The sequence below is a fragment of the Streptomyces sp. NPDC054834 genome, assembly GCF_053611185.1.
The window spans coordinates 198,923-216,196 of record NZ_JBSGZV010000006.1 but is presented as its reverse complement, the minus strand read 5'-3'; the positions used below and the strand labels follow the sequence as shown (position 1 = coordinate 216,196).

16 protein-coding genes are annotated in these 17,274 nt (G+C 70.6%); 6 read left to right on the top strand and 10 right to left on the bottom strand.

What is annotated here, in order from left to right; all coding sequences use genetic code 11:
• Window positions 1–36: 36 nt before the first annotated feature.
• The gene (locus ACWGJM_RS11385; protein ID WP_453411411.1) at window positions 37–1,431 is read right to left on the bottom strand and encodes an MFS transporter; all 1,395 of its coding nucleotides are present in this window, start codon (window positions 1,429–1,431) and stop codon (window positions 37–39) included.
• A 91-nt stretch (window positions 1,432–1,522) separates the two neighbouring features.
• Between ACWGJM_RS11385 and ACWGJM_RS11380 the strand changes: the two genes are divergently transcribed.
• The gene (locus tag ACWGJM_RS11380; RefSeq protein WP_453411410.1) at window positions 1,523–2,443 is read left to right on the top strand and encodes a LysR family transcriptional regulator; all 921 of its coding nucleotides are present in this window, start codon (window positions 1,523–1,525) and stop codon (window positions 2,441–2,443) included.
• A 180-nt stretch (window positions 2,444–2,623) separates the two neighbouring features.
• Here ACWGJM_RS11380 and ACWGJM_RS11375 read toward each other — a convergent pair whose 3' ends face one another.
• From ACWGJM_RS11375 to ACWGJM_RS11355, 5 genes are all read right to left on the bottom strand, one after another.
• Window positions 2,624–3,109 (bottom strand): DUF5994 family protein, encoded by a 486-nt coding sequence (locus tag ACWGJM_RS11375; RefSeq protein WP_453411409.1) that lies wholly within the window; start codon window positions 3,107–3,109, stop codon window positions 2,624–2,626.
• Between the two features lie 288 nt (window positions 3,110–3,397).
• On the bottom strand, window positions 3,398–3,925 hold the full coding sequence (locus ACWGJM_RS11370; protein ID WP_453411408.1) for a hypothetical protein: 528 nt from the start codon (window positions 3,923–3,925) through the stop codon (window positions 3,398–3,400).
• A gap of 7 nt (window positions 3,926–3,932) precedes the next feature.
• Window positions 3,933–4,469 carry a DUF5994 family protein gene (locus tag ACWGJM_RS11365; RefSeq protein WP_453411407.1) on the bottom strand — a complete coding sequence of 179 codons (537 nt, stop codon included), beginning with the start codon at window positions 4,467–4,469 and terminating at the stop codon, window positions 3,933–3,935.
• A 530-nt stretch (window positions 4,470–4,999) separates the two neighbouring features.
• The gene (locus tag ACWGJM_RS11360) at window positions 5,000–5,971 is read right to left on the bottom strand and encodes a pirin family protein (RefSeq protein WP_453411406.1); all 972 of its coding nucleotides are present in this window, start codon (window positions 5,969–5,971) and stop codon (window positions 5,000–5,002) included.
• Between the two features lie 630 nt (window positions 5,972–6,601).
• A complete protein-coding gene (locus ACWGJM_RS11355) occupies window positions 6,602–7,087 on the bottom strand; it encodes an SseB family protein (RefSeq protein WP_453411405.1) in 486 nt (161 codons plus the stop codon).
• 213 nt (window positions 7,088–7,300) lie between these two features.
• Here ACWGJM_RS11355 and ACWGJM_RS11350 point away from each other — a divergent pair, with 213 nt between their 5' ends.
• Together ACWGJM_RS11350 and ACWGJM_RS11345 are read left to right on the top strand one after the other, a co-directional pair.
• Window positions 7,301–9,142 carry an acyl-CoA dehydrogenase gene (locus ACWGJM_RS11350; protein ID WP_453411404.1) on the top strand — a complete coding sequence of 614 codons (1,842 nt, stop codon included), beginning with the start codon at window positions 7,301–7,303 and terminating at the stop codon, window positions 9,140–9,142.
• A gap of 85 nt (window positions 9,143–9,227) precedes the next feature.
• Window positions 9,228–10,526, top strand: coding sequence for a M18 family aminopeptidase (locus ACWGJM_RS11345; protein ID WP_453411403.1), 1,299 nt, complete (start codon window positions 9,228–9,230; stop codon window positions 10,524–10,526).
• A gap of 31 nt (window positions 10,527–10,557) precedes the next feature.
• Here ACWGJM_RS11345 and infA read toward each other — a convergent pair whose 3' ends face one another.
• Window positions 10,558–10,779, bottom strand: coding sequence for a translation initiation factor IF-1 (gene infA / locus ACWGJM_RS11340; RefSeq protein WP_453411402.1), 222 nt, complete (start codon window positions 10,777–10,779; stop codon window positions 10,558–10,560).
• Between the two features lie 72 nt (window positions 10,780–10,851).
• Window positions 10,852–11,649 (bottom strand): GNAT family N-acetyltransferase, encoded by a 798-nt coding sequence (locus ACWGJM_RS11335; protein ID WP_453411401.1) that lies wholly within the window; start codon window positions 11,647–11,649, stop codon window positions 10,852–10,854.
• Between the two features lie 397 nt (window positions 11,650–12,046).
• Here ACWGJM_RS11335 and ACWGJM_RS11330 point away from each other — a divergent pair, with 397 nt between their 5' ends.
• Window positions 12,047–12,316 carry a DUF6458 family protein gene (locus ACWGJM_RS11330; RefSeq protein ID WP_453411400.1) on the top strand — a complete coding sequence of 90 codons (270 nt, stop codon included), beginning with the start codon at window positions 12,047–12,049 and terminating at the stop codon, window positions 12,314–12,316.
• On the opposite strand, the gene ACWGJM_RS11325 is transcribed toward ACWGJM_RS11330, so the two are convergent.
• Together ACWGJM_RS11325 and ACWGJM_RS11320 are read right to left on the bottom strand one after the other, a co-directional pair.
• The gene (locus tag ACWGJM_RS11325) at window positions 12,304–14,184 is read right to left on the bottom strand and encodes an NHL domain-containing thioredoxin family protein (RefSeq protein WP_453411399.1); all 1,881 of its coding nucleotides are present in this window, start codon (window positions 14,182–14,184) and stop codon (window positions 12,304–12,306) included. The two genes, ACWGJM_RS11330 and ACWGJM_RS11325, sit on opposite strands and share 13 nt — an antisense overlap.
• A gap of 277 nt (window positions 14,185–14,461) precedes the next feature.
• Window positions 14,462–15,325, bottom strand: coding sequence for a calcium-binding protein (locus ACWGJM_RS11320; RefSeq protein WP_453411398.1), 864 nt, complete (start codon window positions 15,323–15,325; stop codon window positions 14,462–14,464).
• 257 nt (window positions 15,326–15,582) lie between these two features.
• Between ACWGJM_RS11320 and ACWGJM_RS11315 the strand changes: the two genes are divergently transcribed.
• A complete protein-coding gene (locus ACWGJM_RS11315) occupies window positions 15,583–16,074 on the top strand; it encodes an LURP-one-related/scramblase family protein (RefSeq protein ID WP_453411397.1) in 492 nt (163 codons plus the stop codon).
• A 77-nt stretch (window positions 16,075–16,151) separates the two neighbouring features.
• On the top strand, window positions 16,152–17,135 hold the full coding sequence (locus ACWGJM_RS11310; protein WP_453411396.1) for a 2-dehydropantoate 2-reductase: 984 nt from the start codon (window positions 16,152–16,154) through the stop codon (window positions 17,133–17,135).
• Window positions 17,136–17,274: the final 139 nt, after the last annotated feature.

Sequence of the window (17,274 nt, the reverse complement as noted above, 5' to 3'; positions counted from 1 at the left end):
AAAGATCAACGGCTACCCGGTGGGGCCCCAGTGTCGTCAACCGCGCTCCTTCGCCGTGGCCTTCGCGACCAGCAGGACCGCGAGGGCGCCGACGCCGATGAGGACGTAACCCGCTGTCGACAGGGCGGCCAGCGTGCCGAGCACCGCCACGCCGAGGGCCGAGCCCGACTGCCGGATGCCGTTGAGGGCGCCCTGGCTGGTGGCGGCGTATTCGAGCGGGGCGGACATCGCCATCGCGGCGGCGGCGCCGGGGATGGAAAGGGTGCCCGTGGCGGCCAGGGCGAGTTCGGCCGCGACGATCAGGGCCATCGGCGGGTTCGAGGTGGTGACGAAGACGAGCAGCAGACCGGCGACCACGGACGCCGACATGCCGGTCAGCAGGATCGGGCGCGGGCCGTATCGGGCCACCAGGCGGCCGGTGAAGAAGGGCATCACGCACACAGGGAAGGCGATCGGCAGGGATGCCAGGCCGGCCTTGAACGGGGTGAGTGAGTAGGCGTGCTGAAGCCAGACGGCGAGCATGTACATGCCGCCGAAGTACGCGAAGCAGGAGGCCGCCGCGGCCACCATGGCGGCCCGGACGCGGGGCAGGGCGAGCAGCGGGGGCGGCAGCACGGGGGAGGCGACGCGGCGCTCCACGAGGGCGAGTACGACGAAGGCGAGTGCGGCGGCGGCGATCGGCACCAGGGCGTACGCCGAACCCCAGCCCTCGATGCCCGCTTCGACCAGGCCGAAGGTCAGCAGACCGAGCCCGGCGGTCGAAAGGAACAGACCGGGGCGGTCCAGGGCTCGCACGGCCCGGACGGGCGGCACCGGCAGCCGACGGGCCAGCATGAGCGCGGCGAGCGCGATCGGCGGGTTGACCAGGAAGACCAGGCGCCAGCCGTCGAGTTCGACCAGGCCGCCGCCGAGCACGGGCCCGGCTGCGGCACCGAGGCCGCTCAGCGCGGTCCAGGCGCCGATGGCCTTGGTACGGCGCGCGGGGTCCGGGTTGATGTGGATCAGCAAGGCGAGCGAGGCGGGCACGAGCCCGGCGCCCGCGGCACCGAGCAGGGCGCGTCCTGCGATGAGGGTGGCGACGTCGGGGGCCAGGGCGCACAGTACGGACAGCACGGCGAAGACGGCGAGCGCGGACCCGTAGACCCGGCGCGCCCCCCAGCGGTCGGCGATCACTCCACCGGCGAGCAGCAGACCGGCGAAGACGACGGTGTACGCGTCGACGGCCCAGGGCAGCGCGGCCGCGGCGGGGTGCAGGGAGATCTGGAGGTCCGGGACCGCGACGTTGAGGATCGAGGTGTCGAGCAGGACGAGCAGGTTCCCGGCCGCGATGCCGGCGAAGGTGAGACGCGACCGTGCCGGGGAGGAAGCGGGGGCGGGGGCCGCGGTTGGCGCGGGGGTTTCGGTGGTACGGGCCACGCTGTCGGTAGTCATGGGGGGAGCGTGGCCCGTGGGGCCCGGGGTCAGCGACGCCGCAAGTCCGATGACCCCATCGGACAATCCGATGGGTCGGTATGCTGACGCGGTGGACACTCGCTATCTGCGCGCCTTCGTGGCGGTCGCCGACCACGGCGGGATCTCCGCTGCCGCCCAGCAGTTGGGATACGCCCAGTCCAGTGTGAGCGCCCAGCTCAAGCGCCTGGAGGCCGGCTTGGGCACGACCGTCCTGATGCGCGCGGGCACCGGCACGACACTGACCGAGGCCGGACAGCGGCTGCTGCCGCATGCACGCGAGGCGCTGGAGCTGGAGGAGCGCATGCGCCGGGCCGTGCTCGGCGACCGGCCCAGGCTGCGGATCGGCGCCCAGGAGTCGCTCGCCCACGTATGGATGCCAGACGTGCTGGCGGCGCTGGAGTACGGCGCCGCAGGCCGCGACTCGAGCGTCGACGTCGAGCTTACGGTGGGCATGCGCAGCAAGCTGGAACGGGCCTTCGGGGCGGGGGAGTTGGACCTCGTGTTCCAGTACGACAACGGGCGGCAGGCGCTCGGTCCGCACGCGGTCGTCGGTCACGACCGGACCGTACTGGTGACCGCGCCCACCCATCCGCTGGCCCGGCCGCAGGTGGTGACGCCGGAGCAGATGCTGGCTTACGACTTCCTGGTCCCCGAACCGGGCTGCACCTCGGAGATGCTGGTGGACCGCTTCGGCCGGGACCTGCTCGCGGGCGCCCAGCTCACGATGGTGACGGGCTCGCTGTCCGCGCTGCTGCGGCTGGCCGGGCACGGGCACGGCCTCTCGTTGCTGCCCGAGCTGGCGGTAACGCGCGAGCTGGAGGCCGGTGAGCTGGTGCGACTGCGGCTCACCGAACGCCTGCGCCCGGTCAGCATCGTGGCCCAGTGGCACCCCCGCCTCGGCCTCGCGGAGCGCCCGCTGCGCGCCCTCCTCGAACTCGCCCGCCGCGCCGACCCGCTCCCGGAGGTGACGCACCAAGCGGCGGTCTCCTGAGGGGCGCCGGGAAGGCCCGGGAGGCCGGAACACGTCGAAGCCGCGCGAACCCGGGGGATTCGCGCGGCTTCTTGTCGCCCTGGCCCCGGCAGGCCGCACCGTGGTTCGCGGCGTCCCGGGGCCCGTTCCGAGGAGCGCCGTCGACGCGGGCGGACGACGCTCTACCGGGGGGGCTGAGTCTCAGGTCGGCGTAGGTGGCGTGTCGCCGCCCGTATCGATGAGGATCTGCTTGGCCGCGGTGACGTTGTCGGCCCGTACGGCCCTGGCCATCGCTGCGCGAGCCGCGTCGAGCGACGTGTCCGGAGGGACCAGCATCAGGGAGAAATGGTCCCGGTCGCCCCGGGTGATGAGGACGGTGTCGTCACCGACCGAGAAGGAGTCGATGTGCACGACCCGGTCGTCGACCATCACCCGGGTCGGCAGTTCGTCCCAGGCGCTGCCGTCCAGACCGACCCGGGTGACAGGTCCGAGATGCTCGGTCAACGCGGAGATCAGCGAGGGGAGCTCCGCACCGATGTCCCGGGACCGCGGCCACCATGCGCCGTCCAGGAATCCCTCGCGTGCGTGTGTCGTCTCCAGCCTCAGCAGGGCCGTCCCGGGTTTCACCGACCGGTGGACGGCGTCCGGCAGGAGCCTGGGGAGGTCGGGGGTGTCGGAGTCAGCCATGGCGTCCGCCCGTCCGCAGAGAGCAGTGCGACCGCAGGGCGTGCGACCGCGGTACGAAGTGACCCTGCCACCTCACCGTACTCCGCACGACGCTCGCGCTCGCGCGCTTCCCCGCAGGCGGTTCCGGAGACAGGCAACGGCTCCGGCGTATACCCACCGGAGCCGCCCTTCCGGGTCATTGCACGTGAGCGTGCGCCAACCCGGTTTCCACATTACGCCAAAGGGATCAATCCGGCACAAGCAATCCTTGCGAAGGTTCACTTCGGTCCGGGAAACCGACGCGGCGGCTCAGCGACGCCCTTCCTCTTCTGTCTCCATCTGCCGGATCCCCTGGTGCGTCAGCGTGATCATCGCGGGCGTATTGCCCCTCGCCCAGTCCACGACGACCCAGCCTTCGCCCGCCAGATACATACAGGCAGCGGCCATGTCCTGCTCAGGGATACCGAGGTCGGTGCGGAGCTTCGTCCCATCGACGCCCAGGAGGCGATTGCCTTCGGCGGCTTGGTACAGAGCCTGCATGATCCTCTCGCGGTACGTCTTCCGGTCTCGCAATATCGCCATGACGCGCCTTCCTCTACTGCCCACGGTCGAGCCGAAGTCGATGTCATCCGCGGTCGCCGTCGCGGTGAGGCGCGTCGGAACGGTCGCGTCCACCGCCGACCGACGGCGCCTCCGGGGCCGACGCCCGATCCCCGGCAGAACATCGCTGTAGTGGAAGGCAGCGATCCGTTCGTCGTGCTGACCGTTGAGCTGGTGGATCAGAACGACTCCGACGGCGACCAGAAGGAGCAGCACGGCCACAGCGATGACAGTCATGGTTCTCTCACCTCCGCCGACCGGCGGGCGAAGGCCCTGTCGAACCGATGGGCCGGGGCAGGAACGACGGCCGGCCTGCTCCGCCGTCGGTCTCCCACGCTTCTTCCCTGATCCGGGCATCGATCCTGTCTGCTGCTTCCTCCCGGGCCGGGGCATCGATGCCGTCGCCCGCCATCAGCTGCGCGGCTGCCTCCGCACCGGTTTCCGGCGGAATCACCAGGACGTCTCGGCGACCATCGGGTAGGGACAGAGTCAGTCTGTGCGGATCCTGGGCCTGGGTGGAGCAGCCCACCTGCACGGTACGCCCGGCGACGGACACCCAGTGCGGGATGACGGGCCAGTAGGCCGGGTGCACGGTGACACCTGTGATGCGGCCCCAGTGTTCGACCAGTGCGGCCGTCAGGGTGGGCAGCTCACGGGTGAGGGCACGGGAGCGAGGCCACCACATGCAGTCCAGCCCGCCCGGCGCGGGCGTCATGGACAGCCGAGCCGGCTGCGGCGGCGCGCGCCTGCTCGATGTCGTACGGTCGATGGTCACGGGCATGGCGCGGACCTGTCCCCGGGCTCGTGGCTGCGGCCCGGCATTGTCGATCACCGGAAACGGCACCCGCGGCAGAGCCGGTACGCGAAGAACTCCCGGTCTCTTCACACTACTCCGCCCACCGGACCGAAAGCCGGGGGTGACCAGGTCTTTCCCTGCCTTCGGAGCCTGGTCGCCGGTGCCCGGCACCGGGCCCGGACCTGGTTCATCCCGATTGCCGGCGCGCAGGCTCTGGAGATCACCGGTGGTCGGCGCACCCCTCGAACAGGCCGGCTCCGGCCCGCCGAGGGTCCGGCGTCAGCCGCCTGCGCCCCGGGCCGGACAGCAGTCCGCGCACAGTCCGCAGGACGCCGATCAGGACCGTCGCACCCCATCGCCACCCATCGCAAAAGGCCGGGTCAGCGACCCACAGGGAAGATCCCCGCAGGTCACCGACCCGGCCCGTTACCAGGAGACCAAGAAGACGGCTGGTAGGGAGCCCTCGTGCACGAGGGCTCCCTACCGGACTCGTCCGCACATGGTCCCGGCGAGCCCTACATTCCGCCCTCGGACATCCCATGCACGGCGGGAACGGTCCCCAGGCGGCCCTTCTGGAAGTCCTCGAACGCCTGCTGGAGCTCCTCGCGGGTGTTCATGACGAACGGGCCGTAGTGGGCCATGGGCTCACGGATCGGCTGTCCGCCGAGGAGGACGACCTCGAGGTCGGGGGTGTGGGAGTCCTGCTTCTCGTCCGCGCGGACGGTCAGCGAGGAACCCGCGCCGAAGACTGCCGTCTGGCCCAGGTGGACGGGGCGGCGGTCGGTGCCGACGGAGCCGCGGCCCGCGAGGACGTAGGCGAGGCCGTTGAAGTCCTCCCGCCAGGGCAGGGTGATCTCGGCGCCCGGCGCGAGCGTCGCGTGGACCATGGTGATCGGGGTGTGCGTGATGCCGGGGCCCGCGTGGCCGTCCAGTTCACCGGCGATGACACGGAGCAGCGCGCCGCCGTCGGGGGTGGTGAGCAGCTGGACGTTGCCGCCGCGGATGTCCTGGTAGCGCGGGGCCATCATCTTGTCCCTGGCGGGGAGGTTCACCCACAGCTGGAGGCCGTGGAAGAGGCCGCCGGACATGACGAGGGACTCCGGCGGGGCCTCGATGTGCAGGAGGCCCGAGCCGGCGGTCATCCACTGGGTGTCGCCGTTGGTGATGGTGCCGCCACCGCCCTGGCTGTCCTGGTGGTCGAAGATCCCGTCGATGATGTACGTGACGGTCTCGAAGCCGCGGTGCGGATGCCAAGGGGTCCCTTTCGGCTCCCCGGGCTGATACTCCACCTCGCCCATCTGGTCCATCATGATGAACGGGTCGAGGTGGCGGTAGTTGATCCCGGCGAACGCCCGGCGCACCGGGAAGCCCTCACCCTCGAAACCGCTGGGCGCGGTCGTGACGGCGAGCACGGGCCGTGCCACGGCGTCGGCGGGTGCGATCACACGGGGCAGCGTCAGCGGGTTCTCGACGGTCACTGCAGGCATGTCGGTACCTCCTTGTGCGGCAGTTTAGTTGAGTGTTGAACTTTCTGCCACCAGTAACGGAAAGAGCCCGGAGGGAATTCCCTCCGGGCCGTCGGATGCGCGCTCAGGTTGCGCGCCCGGCCGTGGTGGTGCCCCCCGGATCCTCGGGGGCGTACACAATCTCGACCTCGTCCGCGCCGCCCTCCGGACCGCTGCGCATGTGCCGCTCACCGCGGGCGTCGACGTAGGAGTAGACGTGATGCGTGACCGCGTCCTCTCCGGTGCCGACGTCGTAGAGACGATGGCCTGCTCGCCCGTGCCGCGAGCCGCCGGCGCAGCGGTGACCAGCAGACAGAGGACAACCAGCGCCCAGACGGTCACATCCCTGGGCTCCGGCCCAGGCCGCTCCACCGGCTCCGCGGACGCCGGCGCCGAGCCGTCCGGGCGTGGCTCGTCGGCGTCCCGCACGGGCAGCGCGCGGCGCAGCGCGTCGGCGAACTCGCCGACCGCCGGTGCGCTGTCGGAGACGAGGGAGTACGGGTATGCGGCGACGTACCCCGCCCCCCTCCAGCAGCAGCACGCCGGAGCGCAGCCGGGCAACGGAACGCCGCCGGCCGTGCAGGACCGGCGGCGAGGTGTCCGTCACGTAGGTCAGCCGTACATGCGGCGCATCGCGAATTCGACCATCTGCTCTACTGCCTTCGCGTCGAAGACCATGCGGTGCTCGCCCTCCATGTCGAGGACGAAGCCGTAGCCGGTCGGCAGCAGGTCGATCACCTCGGAGCCGGTGATGACGAAGTACTTGGACTCCTTGCCCGCGTACCGGCGCAGCTCCTTGAGGGAGGTGAACATCGGGATCACCGGCTGCTGGGTGTTGTGCAGGGCGAGGAAGCCGGGGTTGTCGCCGCGCGGGCAGTACACCTTGGAGGTGGCGAACACCTGCTGGAAGTCCTCGGCGGCCAGCTGGCCGGTGGTGAAGGCGCGCACCGCGTCCGCGAGCGAAGGCGGGGACGGCTCCGGGTAGAGCGGCGGCTGCTGGCCGTACCCGCCCAGGCCGCCGTCGGGCATCTGCTGCTGCGTCGAGGCGTACTGCTGCTGAGCGGCGCCACCGTCCATGGGCTGGCCGTATCCATACATACGCGCAAGCGTACCGAGACGCCCCGCGGGACAGGAGGGCCGTCAAGGGTTCTTGAGCCGTTTCCGAGCGCGGGTATGTAGACCCTTCTCACACTTGGACCGGTAGGGGTTGCTTCTTATTACCGACGGGTAGCATCATCGTTGCTACTTGTTGGTACGTGAACCAGATGCGAGGAGCCAGTGCCTCGCCCAGTCCTTTACGGAGCCGTCACCATGGGGCACTACAAGTCCAATCTCCGCGACATCGAGTTCAACCTCTTCGAAGTACTCGGCCGCGACAAGCTCTACGGCACCGGCCCGTTCGAGGAGATGGACACGGACACCGCCAAGAGCGTCCTCGAGGAGCTGACGCGCCTCGCGGAGAACGAGCTGGCGGAGTCCTTCGCGGACGCCGACCGCAACCCGCCGGTCTTCGACCCCGAGACGAACACCGCGCCGGTCCCGGCGACGTTCAAGAAGAGCTACAAGGCCTTCATGGACTCCGAGTACTGGCGCCTGGGCCTGCCCGAGGAGATCGGCGGCACGACCGCTCCCCCGTCCCTGATCTGGGCGTACGCGGAGCTGATCCTCGGCTCGAACCCGGCCGTGTGGATGTACTCCTCCGGCCCGGCCTTCGCCGGCATCCTCTTCGACGAGGGCAACGAGGTCCAGAAGAAGATCGCCCAGATCGCCGTCGAGCGGACCTGGGGCTCCACGATGGTGCTCACCGAGCCCGACGCGGGCTCCGACGTGGGCGCCGGCCGCACCAAGGCGATCCAGCAGGAGGACGGCTCCTGGCACATCGAGGGCGTGAAGCGCTTCATCACCTCCGGTGAGCACGACATGGAGGAGAACATCCTCCACTACGTCCTCGCGCGTCCCGAGGGCGCCGGCCCGGGCACCAAGGGCCTGTCCCTCTTCCTCGTCCCGAAGTACCTGTTCGACTTCGAGACCGGCGAGCTCGGCGAGCGCAACGGCGTCTACGCCACCAACGTCGAGCACAAGATGGGCCTGAAGGCCTCCAACACCTGCGAGATGACCTTCGGCGACCGCCACCCCGCCAAGGGCTGGCTGATCGGCGACAAGCACGACGGCATCCGCCAGATGTTCCGCATCATCGAGTTCGCCCGGATGATGGTCGGCACGAAGGCGATCTCGACGCTGTCGACCGGTTACCTCAACGCGCTGGAGTACGCCAAGGAGCGCGTCCAGGGTCCCGACCTGGCGAACTTCATGGACAAGACCGCGCCCAAGGTCACCATCACGCACCACCCGGACGTGCGCCGCTCCCTGATCACGCAGAAGGCGTACGCCGAGGGCATGCGCGCCCTCGTCCTCTACACCGCCTCCGTGCAGGACGCGATAGCCGTCAAGGAGGCCGCCGGCGAGGACACCTCCACCGAGCACGCCCTCAACGACCTGCTCCTGCCGATCGTCAAGGGCTACGGCTCCGAGAAGGGCTACGAGCAGCTCGCCCAGTCGCTCCAGACCTTCGGCGGCTCCGGGTTCCTCCAGGAGTACCCGATCGAGCAGTACATCCGCGACGCCAAGATCGACACCCTGTACGAGGGCACCACCGCGATCCAGGGCCAGGACTTCTTCTTCCGGAAGATCGTCCGCAACCAGGGCGCCGCGCTGAACTCCCTCGCCGAGGACATCAAGAAGTTCCTGGCGCTCGGCACCGGCGGCGAGGAGCTGGCCGGCGCCCGCGAGCACCTCGCCAAGGCGGCCGTCGAGCTGGAGGCCATCGTCGGCCTGATGCTCACCGACCTCGCGGCCACCGAGCAGAACGTCAAGAACATCTACAAGGTCGGCCTCAACAGCACCCGGCTGCTGCTGGCCTCCGGTGACGTCGTCGTCGGCTACCTGCTGCTCAAGGGCGCCGCGGTCGCCGCCGAGAAGCTGGAGAGCGCCTCCGCCAAGGCTGTGTCTTCCAAGGATGTGGCGTTCTACACCGGCAAGATCGCGGCGGCGAAGTTCTTCGCGGCCAACGTCCTGCCGGGCGTCACCCTGGCCCGCAAGGTGGCCGAGGGTGTCGACCTGGACCTGATGGAGCTGGACGAGGCCGCGTTCTGATCCGGCCCCACCGTCCCTGAACACTCACGAGGGCCCGCTCCCGGTAAGGGGGAGCGGGCCCTCGTACGTCGTTAAGGTGAAGACTATGAGCGCACCAGCCCGCTTCGACCGCGGCCACACCGACGACCTGATGTCCTTCCTCGCGGCGAGCCCGTCGCCGTACCACGCCGTGGCGAACACCGCCGAACGGCTGGAGAAGGCCGGCTTCAGGCAGGTCGCGGAGACGGACGCCTGGGACGGCACGAGCGGCGGCAAGTACGTGCTGCGCGGCGGCGCGATCGTGGCCTGGTACGTCCCCGAGGGCGCCGCCGCCCACACCCCGTTCCGGATCGTCGGCGCGCATACCGACTCCCCCAACCTGCGGGTCAAGCCGCAGCCGGACAGCGGGGCGCACGGCTGGCGCCAGGTCGCCGTCGAGATCTACGGCGGGCCGCTGCTGAACTCCTGGCTCGACCGCGACCTCGGCCTCGCCGGGCGGCTGACGCTGCGCGACGGCTCGACCCGCCTGGTGAACGTCGACCGGCCGCTGCTCAGGGTGCCCCAGCTGGCCATCCACCTGGACCGGTCGGTGTCCTCCGAGGGCCTCAAGCTGGACAAGCAGCGGCACCTTCAGCCGGTGTGGGGCCTGGGCAACGACGTGCGCGACGGCGACCTGATCGCCTTCCTTGAACACGAGTGCGGGCTGCCGGCGGGCGAGGTGGCCGGCTGGGATCTGATGACGCACTCCGTGGAGCCGCCGGCCTACCTCGGCCGGGACCGCGAACTGGTCGCGGCCCCGCGCATGGACAACCTGCTGTCCGTGCACGCGGGCGTCGCCGCCCTCGCGGCCGTCGCCGCCTCCGGCGAACCGCTGCCCGCCATCCCGGTGCTGGCCGCCTTCGACCACGAGGAGAACGGCTCCCAGTCGGACACCGGCGCGGACGGACCGCTGCTCGGCAGCGTCCTGGAGCGCTCGGTGTTCGCGCGCGGCGGCGGTTACGAGGACCGGGCACGCGCCTTCGCCGCCACCGTCTGTCTGTCCTCCGACACCGGTCACGCGGTCCACCCCAACTACGCGGAGCGGCACGACCCGACCCACCACCCGCGCGTCAACGGCGGCCCGATCCTGAAGGTCAACGTCAACAACCGCTACGCGACGGACGGTTCGGGCCGGGCCGTGTGGGCCGCGGCCTGCGAGAAGGCGAACGTCCCCTTCCAGTCCTTCGTCTCCAACAACTCCATGCCCTGCGGCACCACCATCGGCCCGATCACCGCGGCCCGCCACGGCATCCGCACCGTCGACATCGGCGTGGCGATCCTGTCGATGCACAGCGCCCGCGAACTGTGCGGCGCGGACGACCCGTACCTGCTGGCGAACGCGTTGGGGGCGTTCCTGGAGGGCTAGCCCGCGGCCGCCGACGGACGGCCGGCCGCTACTACCTGTACCGGTAGCGGATCCGGCCGCGGGTGAGGTCGTAGGGGCTGAGTTCGACGAGCACCCGGTCGTACGGGAGGATCTTGATGTAGTTCTTCCGGATCTTCCCGCTGATGTGGGCGAGCACCGTGTGCCCGTTCTCCAGCTCCACCTTGAAAGTGGCGTTGCGCAGGCACTCGACGACGGTGCCCTCGACTTCTACGCCCCCTGATGCTTTTGTCATGTTCTCTCACTTCTCCCGCCTTGCGACGGGGGTGTTCGGTTTCGGTTGAAACGAATGTGGTGTGGCGGAGCGTCAGCGGCGGACGAGCTCCAGGGTGCCGCCCGCGCGCCGGGCGCCGACGCTCTCGAACAGGGCGGTGGCCGCCGCGTTGGACTCGTCCACCTCGGCCCATGCCGAAGCGGTCCCGGAGCGGTGCAGCGAACCCAGCGTGTGGGCCAGCAGCGCCCGGGCGATGCCGCGGCGGTGACTGTCGGACCGCACGGCGATCAGCCCGATCCGTGGCTGCCGGGTCAGCGTCGCCAGCCGGACCAGTCCCACGTACTGGTCGTCGTGGAGCGCCACCGCGTACTTCGACGGGTCGAGCACGGTGGTCCCCGCCGGGCGGGGCAGTACCTCGGCGGGCATCGTCCCCCATCCGACGGCGGCCTCGACCTCGTCGCGGATGACTCGGTCCAGGGCGCGCAGCGGGCCCTCCTCCGCCTGACCGGCGGGCACGATCGTCACGCCTGACGGGGGCCGCACCGAGCCGAGCCCGGTGACTTGCGGGTCGGTGGGCACGAGATAGCCCGACTCGCGGCGTGCGGCGGCGAAGCCGGCCCGCTCCCAGGCGGACCTCGAGTCGTGGTCGGCTTCGTCGACGACGGTGTGGAGCGGTGTCGGCAGGTCGGCCAGCACCGCGTCGGCGATGCGGTCGAAGACCGCGCCGTGCCACGCGTCGACGCTGATGAAGAGCCGCCCGTCGGGCCGGTGCGAAGCGTGGCCGCGGCCGACCGTCCGGTCGTCCTCCAGAGCGTGCCACTGCGTGTCCGAAACCCGCGTGACCACAACCAAGCGGTCGGCCGGGCCCGAAGTGGAATGCACAGAGTTCACAGGGCTCATAGGGTTCATAGGTGTTGCCTCTCAGGAGTGCCTGTCGGAGGCGCTCCCGGCGACACCTACGTCAACCGCCCACCGTGACAACAAGGGGGAGCACCCACACCGATACAGCCTTCATGGGTCTCACCTCCTCGCGTTCTCTCACGGCTGCCCAGACACTACCAGCGGGGGGCGATCGGCCCAACTCATTAAATGCGCTGTCCCTTTTAGTGACTAAAACCGGTATGCGACGCGAGCACGGCCATGTGCCGCAGGCGTCGGTGGCTTGATGCTCACTCACTCTGTTCAGGGGGCCCACCTCCGGGAACGGTCCGGCATCGCATGCGGGTCGGCAACGGGGGTACCCGCTGTCACGGACCGGAACGGCCGGTCCGGACAGGAGGCGACAGTCATGGGCCTCGGCGGGTGCATCATCCTCATCGCCGTGGGAGCCATCCTCACGTTCGCGACCGACTGGCACATGAGCGGCGTGAACGTTCATCTGGTCGGATTCATCCTGATGATCGTCGGCCTGATCGGAGTGGCGACGTTCAGCAGCATCGCGCGGCGCAGGCGGGTCGTGATGCCGCCCCCGACGACCACGGTCGTCGAGGAGGAGCGGCACCACCATCACCACGGAAGCGGATACGACGACGGTTACCGCGACGGTTACGGCGTCTGAGCCTCTGCGGCCTCGGTCCCCTCGTCCCCTTCATCCATGCCTGCCAGCACCAGCGGCAGGCGGTCCGCCCCGCCCTCGGTGAGGCGGACCGGGACACCCCAGTCCTGCTGGTGGACGTGGCAGGCGGGGTATTCGTTCGCCGGATCGTCGTCGCAGGAGGCCGCCATCGCGGAGACGTGCAGCACGCCCTCGGTGACCTCCGGGTCGAGTTCGAGCGTGCGGGACAGGTCCGTGTCCGCGCCCTCTCCCTTCAGCAGCAGCTCCGGCGGGGTCGAGGACACCAGCAGACGGGTCGAGGGGCCGTACCTGGTGTCCAGCTTCTGGCCCGTCGGGGCCCGGAAGATGACGTCCAACCGCAACTCACCGGGGGCGACTTCAGTCGCCGCGCGCTGGGTGCGGTGGGCCACGGACTCCACCCGCACGGCCTCCTCGGGCAGCCGCAGCCAGGTCAGGCGGTGCCGGGCCGACTCCACGACCACGATGTCCTCGCCGACGAGCACGGCGTCGCTGGGCTCGCGCAGATCGGTGGCGAGGGTGGTCACCTCGCCGGTGGCGGGGTCGTAGCGGCGCAGGGCGTGGTTGTAGGTGTCGCAGACGGCCACCGAACCGTCCGGCAGCGCGGTGACACCCAACGGGTGCTGGAGCAGGGCCTGTTCGGAGGCGCCGTCCCTGTGCCCGAAGTCGAAGAGCCCGGTACCGACCGCGGTGTGGACGTGGCCGTCGAGGTCCACCCAGCGCAGCGCGGAGGTCTCGGAGTCGGCGAGCCAGAGCCGGTCGGCGGTCGCCGCGAGCCCGGACGGCTGCGCGAACCAGGCCTCGGCACCCGGTCCGTCCACGAGCCCCTCGTTGGTCGTACCGGCGGTGACGGCGACGGTGGCCTCGGCCGGGTCGTACGCCCACAGCTGGTGCACGCCCGCCATGGCGATCCACACCTTGCCGCCGAAGACGGCCACGTCCCAGGGGGAGGAGAGGTCGACCTCACGGGCCGGACCCGAGGTCGGTGAGCCCTGCCACCACTGCTTTCCGGTACCGGCGAGGGTCGTCACCGCCCCGGTGGCGAGGTCCAGGCGGCGCAGGGCGTGGTTCACGGTGTCGGCGACGACCACGGACACCCCGTCGTCGAAGAGCGCGAGCCCCTGCGGCTCGCTGAAGGAGGCCTCCTCGGCACCGCCGTCGGCGAACCCGCGCACGCCGGAACCGATACGCCGTACGACGGTCTCCCCGTCCTCCTCCAGCTCGACCAGCTGGTGTCGGGTGGTATCGCTGACCAGGAAGTTCCCGCCGGGCAGCAGCAGCGCCTTGCCCGGGAAGCGCAGGGCGGTCGGCTCCGGCTCCGGCGCCACGTACGGGCCGTCGCCGCGCCGCAGGGTGCCCTTCGCCTCGTGCTCGGCCTCCAGCTCGGTCACCAGCCGCTCGATGGCGTGCACATGCCCCTCACCGGCGTGCTGCGCGACTACGTATCCCTCCGGGTCGATGACGACGAGCGTCGGCCAGGCCCGCACCGCGTACTGCTTCCAGGTCACCAGCTCCGGGTCGTCGAGCACCGGGTGCTCCACCCCGTACCGCTCCACGGCATCCACGACGGCCTGATGCTCGGCCTCGTGCACGAACTTCGGCGAGTGCACACCGATGACGACGACGGTGTCCCGGTGCTTCTCCTCCAGCTCGCGGAGCTCGTCGAGAACGTGCAGGCAGTTCACACAGCAGAATGTCCAGAAATCAACAACAAGGCACTTGCCTCGCAGGTCGGCGAGGGACAGCTCTTCGCCTCCGGTGTTGAGCCAGCCACCCTTGCCGATCAGCTCGGGGGCACGGACACGGGCACGTCGGCGGGGCGCTGGGGCGGGCGCCGGGACGGCATCGTTCATGGTTCAAGCTTGCCATCCGGGTATGAACGAGCGTCACGCAGCGCCGCCCGGGCGCGGTGCACCCAGGTGTGTGGACCGTCGGCCTCCGGCTCGGCAGCTCCATCGAGCGAGAGGGCCCGGACGAGCTCCGCAAGCCATATCGAGCCCTCTTCGAGAGCATCGACGGCGCTGCGCTGACGCAGGATGCTTCCCACGCTCCTCATCCCCACCCCCACCGCCCTCCGCGCCCTGCTCACCGCGCTGAAGCAGTGAGCAGGGCGGACGGCAGGGGGCGGGGTCAGTCCTGGTGGGTCACGTCCCGGCCGGGGCCGCCGGACAGGGTGTCCCGGCCCGGGCCGCCGTACAGCTTGTCGTCGCCGCTGTTGCCGTACAGGCGGTCGTTGCCGGCGTTGCCGTAGAGGGCGTCGTTGCCCTTGCCGCCGTAGAGCGTGTCGTCGGCGCTCCCGCCGTAGAGCTTGTCGTTGCCGTCGTCGCCGGACAGGTACTGGCTTCCGGAGCCGCCGTGAAGAACGTCGTCGCCCTTGCCGCCCTGGACGATGTTGTCGCCGCCGCTCGCGTAGACGGTGTCGTTGCCGTCACCGCCCCAGGCCAGCCCCTCCGCGCCCACCGTGATGGTGTCGTTGCCCGCGTCGCCCGAGGCGTAGGCGCCGTCGAGGCGGCCGGAGTCGGTCAGTTTGTCGTTGCCCGCGCCCAGCGAGATCTCGGCGTAGGAGTAGACCTGGTCGGTGGCGTTCTTGTACGCGAGCGTGTCGTTGCCGTCGCCGAGTTTCATGACCAGGGCGGCGTACGGGTCCTGGCTGTCCACGTCGGTGACCGTGCAGGTGACCTTCGTGTGGTCCGCGCCGTCGGGGTAGGCGCAGTCGTGCCCCGCGCTGATCGGGACGACGTCGTCGATCACGTAGGTGATGCCCGTGCGGTCGGCGGTGAGCGACGCGGTGACGGTGGCCTTGTTGGCCTGGCCGGCGGCGGCCTTGTAGGTGAGCTGCCAGTCGTACCGGTTGACCGATGCGGTGGCCGGCGACGGCGCGGCACCGGCGGTCCCGGCCAGAGCCAACGGGACGGCCAGGGCGGTGCCGAGGACCAGCGCCGCCGCCGGGACAGCGCGTATCACCCGGCGGCGGACGGAAGAACGAGGGGGCATTGCGGGACCTCCGAGAGGAATGTGCGGCGTCGTCTGCGACTTACGCACCGTTCGACGCGGCGCCGATGCCTCTGGTTGGGCAACTTCCCTTGATGCACCGGAAGTTCAGCTTCGGGACACCCCTCCGCCCGGCGGATTCCGGGACCCGGTCAGAAGAGGGCGTGTCCGGTGGGCTCGCGGAGCAGGATCGAGACCGGACTCAGCCCGTCGGCCTACCGGCGGCGTCCCGGGCCGGGCGCCGGGGAAGCGGTGACGGTATGAGATTCCTCGTACGCGACCGGATCCTCGGCATCGGTGACGACTACTGGATCGAGGACGAGCACGGCGGCAAGGTGTTCCTCGTCGACGGCAAGGCGATGCGGCTGCGGGACACCTTCGAGCTGAAGGACACGCAGGGGCGGGTCCTCATCGACATCCATCAGAAGATGCTCAGCCTGCGGAACACCATGGTGATCGAGCGAGGCGGCGAGCCGCTGGCGCGGATCAAGCGCAAGCGGCTGTCCCTGCTGCGCAACCACTACCGGGTGTCCCTGGTGGACGGCACCGAACTGGACGTCAGCGGCAAGATCATGGACCGCGAGTTCGCCGTCGAGTACGACGGTGAGCTGCTGGCGGTGATCTCCCGGCGCTGGCTGCACGTCCGGGAGACGTACGGCGTGGACGTCGTACGGGACGACGCGGACCCGGCGCTGCTGATCGCGGTGGCGGTGTGTGTGATCCATCTCGCGGAACAGGAGCACGAGGAGTAACTCGTCCCTGACACCGGGAAGGACCCCGGTCGAGCAGGCCGCCTTCGGCCGACGCGGGAGACGGACGGGGAAGATTCGTGAAAATAGCGGTGGTAGGCACGGGCGGCATCGGCGGTTACTTCGGCGGCCGGCTCGCGGCCGCCGGGCACGACGTGTGGTTCGTGGCACGCGGCGCGCACCTTCAGGCACTGCGCCGCGACGGGCTGCGCATCGAGAGCCCGGACGGCGACCTCACCGTCACGCCGGTTCGGGCGACGGACGACACCCGGGAGGTCGGGCCGGCCGATGTCGTACTGCTGTGTGTCAAGACCTGGCAGCTCGAGCCCGCCGTCGAGGCGCTGAAGCCGCTGATCGGCACCGGCACCGCGGTGGTGACGCTCCAGAACGGCGTCGAGGCCCCGGAGCAGGTGGCCGCGGCCGTCGGCCGGGAGACGGTGCTGCCCGGCATCGCGAAGATCATCGCGCGGCTGTCCGGGCCCGGCCGGATCCAGCACGTGGGGGGCCAGGGGTCACTGACCTTCGGGGAGTGGGACAACCTGGCCGGCGACCGGGCCGGCGACCGCGTCGAGCGGCTGCGCGAGGCGCTCGCCGAGGCATCGGTGACCGCCGTCGTGGCCGAGGACGTCTGGACCGAGCTGTGGGCCAAGTTCCTGTTCGTCGTGCCCCTCGGCTCGCTCGGCGCCGTGGCGGACGCCCCGTTCGGGGTGCTCCGCTCCCGCCCCGGGACCCGGCGGCTGCTGGCCGACGGCATGCGGGAGATCGAGCGGGTCGCCCGGGCGGCCGGGGTCCGGCTGCCCGACGGCATCGTGGCGTCCACCCTCGACTTCATCGACGTCCAGCCCGCCCAGGGCACCTCCTCGCTCCAGCGGGACCTCCTGGCCGGCCTGCCCTCCGAACTCGACGCCTGGACCGGCGCGGCGGTCCGTCTCGGGGCCCGGTACGGCATCGCGACGCCCGTCCACGACGTCCTGTACGAGGTGCTCCGGCTGCGCGAGGAGCAGGCGCGGCGGGAGCACGGCGTCGACGACCTCCCCGCCGGAGGCGATGCGGGCACGCGGTGACCACGGACACCGGTCTGTCCCCCGCCGCCGGGTCGATCGTCGGCATGGCCGTCGTGGGGGCGGCCCCGTCCGGGCTCGACGCCGGCTGACGGCCGGCTTCCGTGGTCCGCGCCGCGCCGCCGTGGACGCCCTCGCCCGT

Bases quoted from the DNA above. Each gene is read 5' to 3' on its own strand.
- ACWGJM_RS11385 (WP_453411411.1), bottom strand. From the start codon at position 1,431: ATGACTACCGACAGCGTGGCCCGTACCACCGAAACCCCCGCGCCAACC.
- ACWGJM_RS11375 (WP_453411409.1), bottom strand. From the start codon at position 3,109: ATGGCTGACTCCGACACCCCCGACCTCCCCAGGCTCCTGCCGGACGCC.
- ACWGJM_RS11370 (WP_453411408.1), bottom strand. From the start codon at position 3,925: ATGACTGTCATCGCTGTGGCCGTGCTGCTCCTTCTGGTCGCCGTCGGA.
- ACWGJM_RS11365 (WP_453411407.1), bottom strand. From the start codon at position 4,469: ATGCCCGTGACCATCGACCGTACGACATCGAGCAGGCGCGCGCCGCCG.
- ACWGJM_RS11360 (WP_453411406.1), bottom strand. From the start codon at position 5,971: ATGCCTGCAGTGACCGTCGAGAACCCGCTGACGCTGCCCCGTGTGATC.
- ACWGJM_RS11355 (WP_453411405.1), bottom strand. From the start codon at position 7,087: ATGTATGGATACGGCCAGCCCATGGACGGTGGCGCCGCTCAGCAGCAG.
- ACWGJM_RS11350 (WP_453411404.1), top strand. From the start codon at position 7,301: ATGGGGCACTACAAGTCCAATCTCCGCGACATCGAGTTCAACCTCTTC.
- ACWGJM_RS11345 (WP_453411403.1), top strand. From the start codon at position 9,228: ATGAGCGCACCAGCCCGCTTCGACCGCGGCCACACCGACGACCTGATG.
- infA (WP_453411402.1), bottom strand. From the start codon at position 10,779: ATGACAAAAGCATCAGGGGGCGTAGAAGTCGAGGGCACCGTCGTCGAG.
- ACWGJM_RS11330 (WP_453411400.1), top strand. From the start codon at position 12,047: ATGGGCCTCGGCGGGTGCATCATCCTCATCGCCGTGGGAGCCATCCTC.
- ACWGJM_RS11325 (WP_453411399.1), bottom strand. From the start codon at position 14,184: ATGAACGATGCCGTCCCGGCGCCCGCCCCAGCGCCCCGCCGACGTGCC.
- ACWGJM_RS11320 (WP_453411398.1), bottom strand. From the start codon at position 15,325: ATGCCCCCTCGTTCTTCCGTCCGCCGCCGGGTGATACGCGCTGTCCCG.
- ACWGJM_RS11315 (WP_453411397.1), top strand. From the start codon at position 15,583: ATGAGATTCCTCGTACGCGACCGGATCCTCGGCATCGGTGACGACTAC.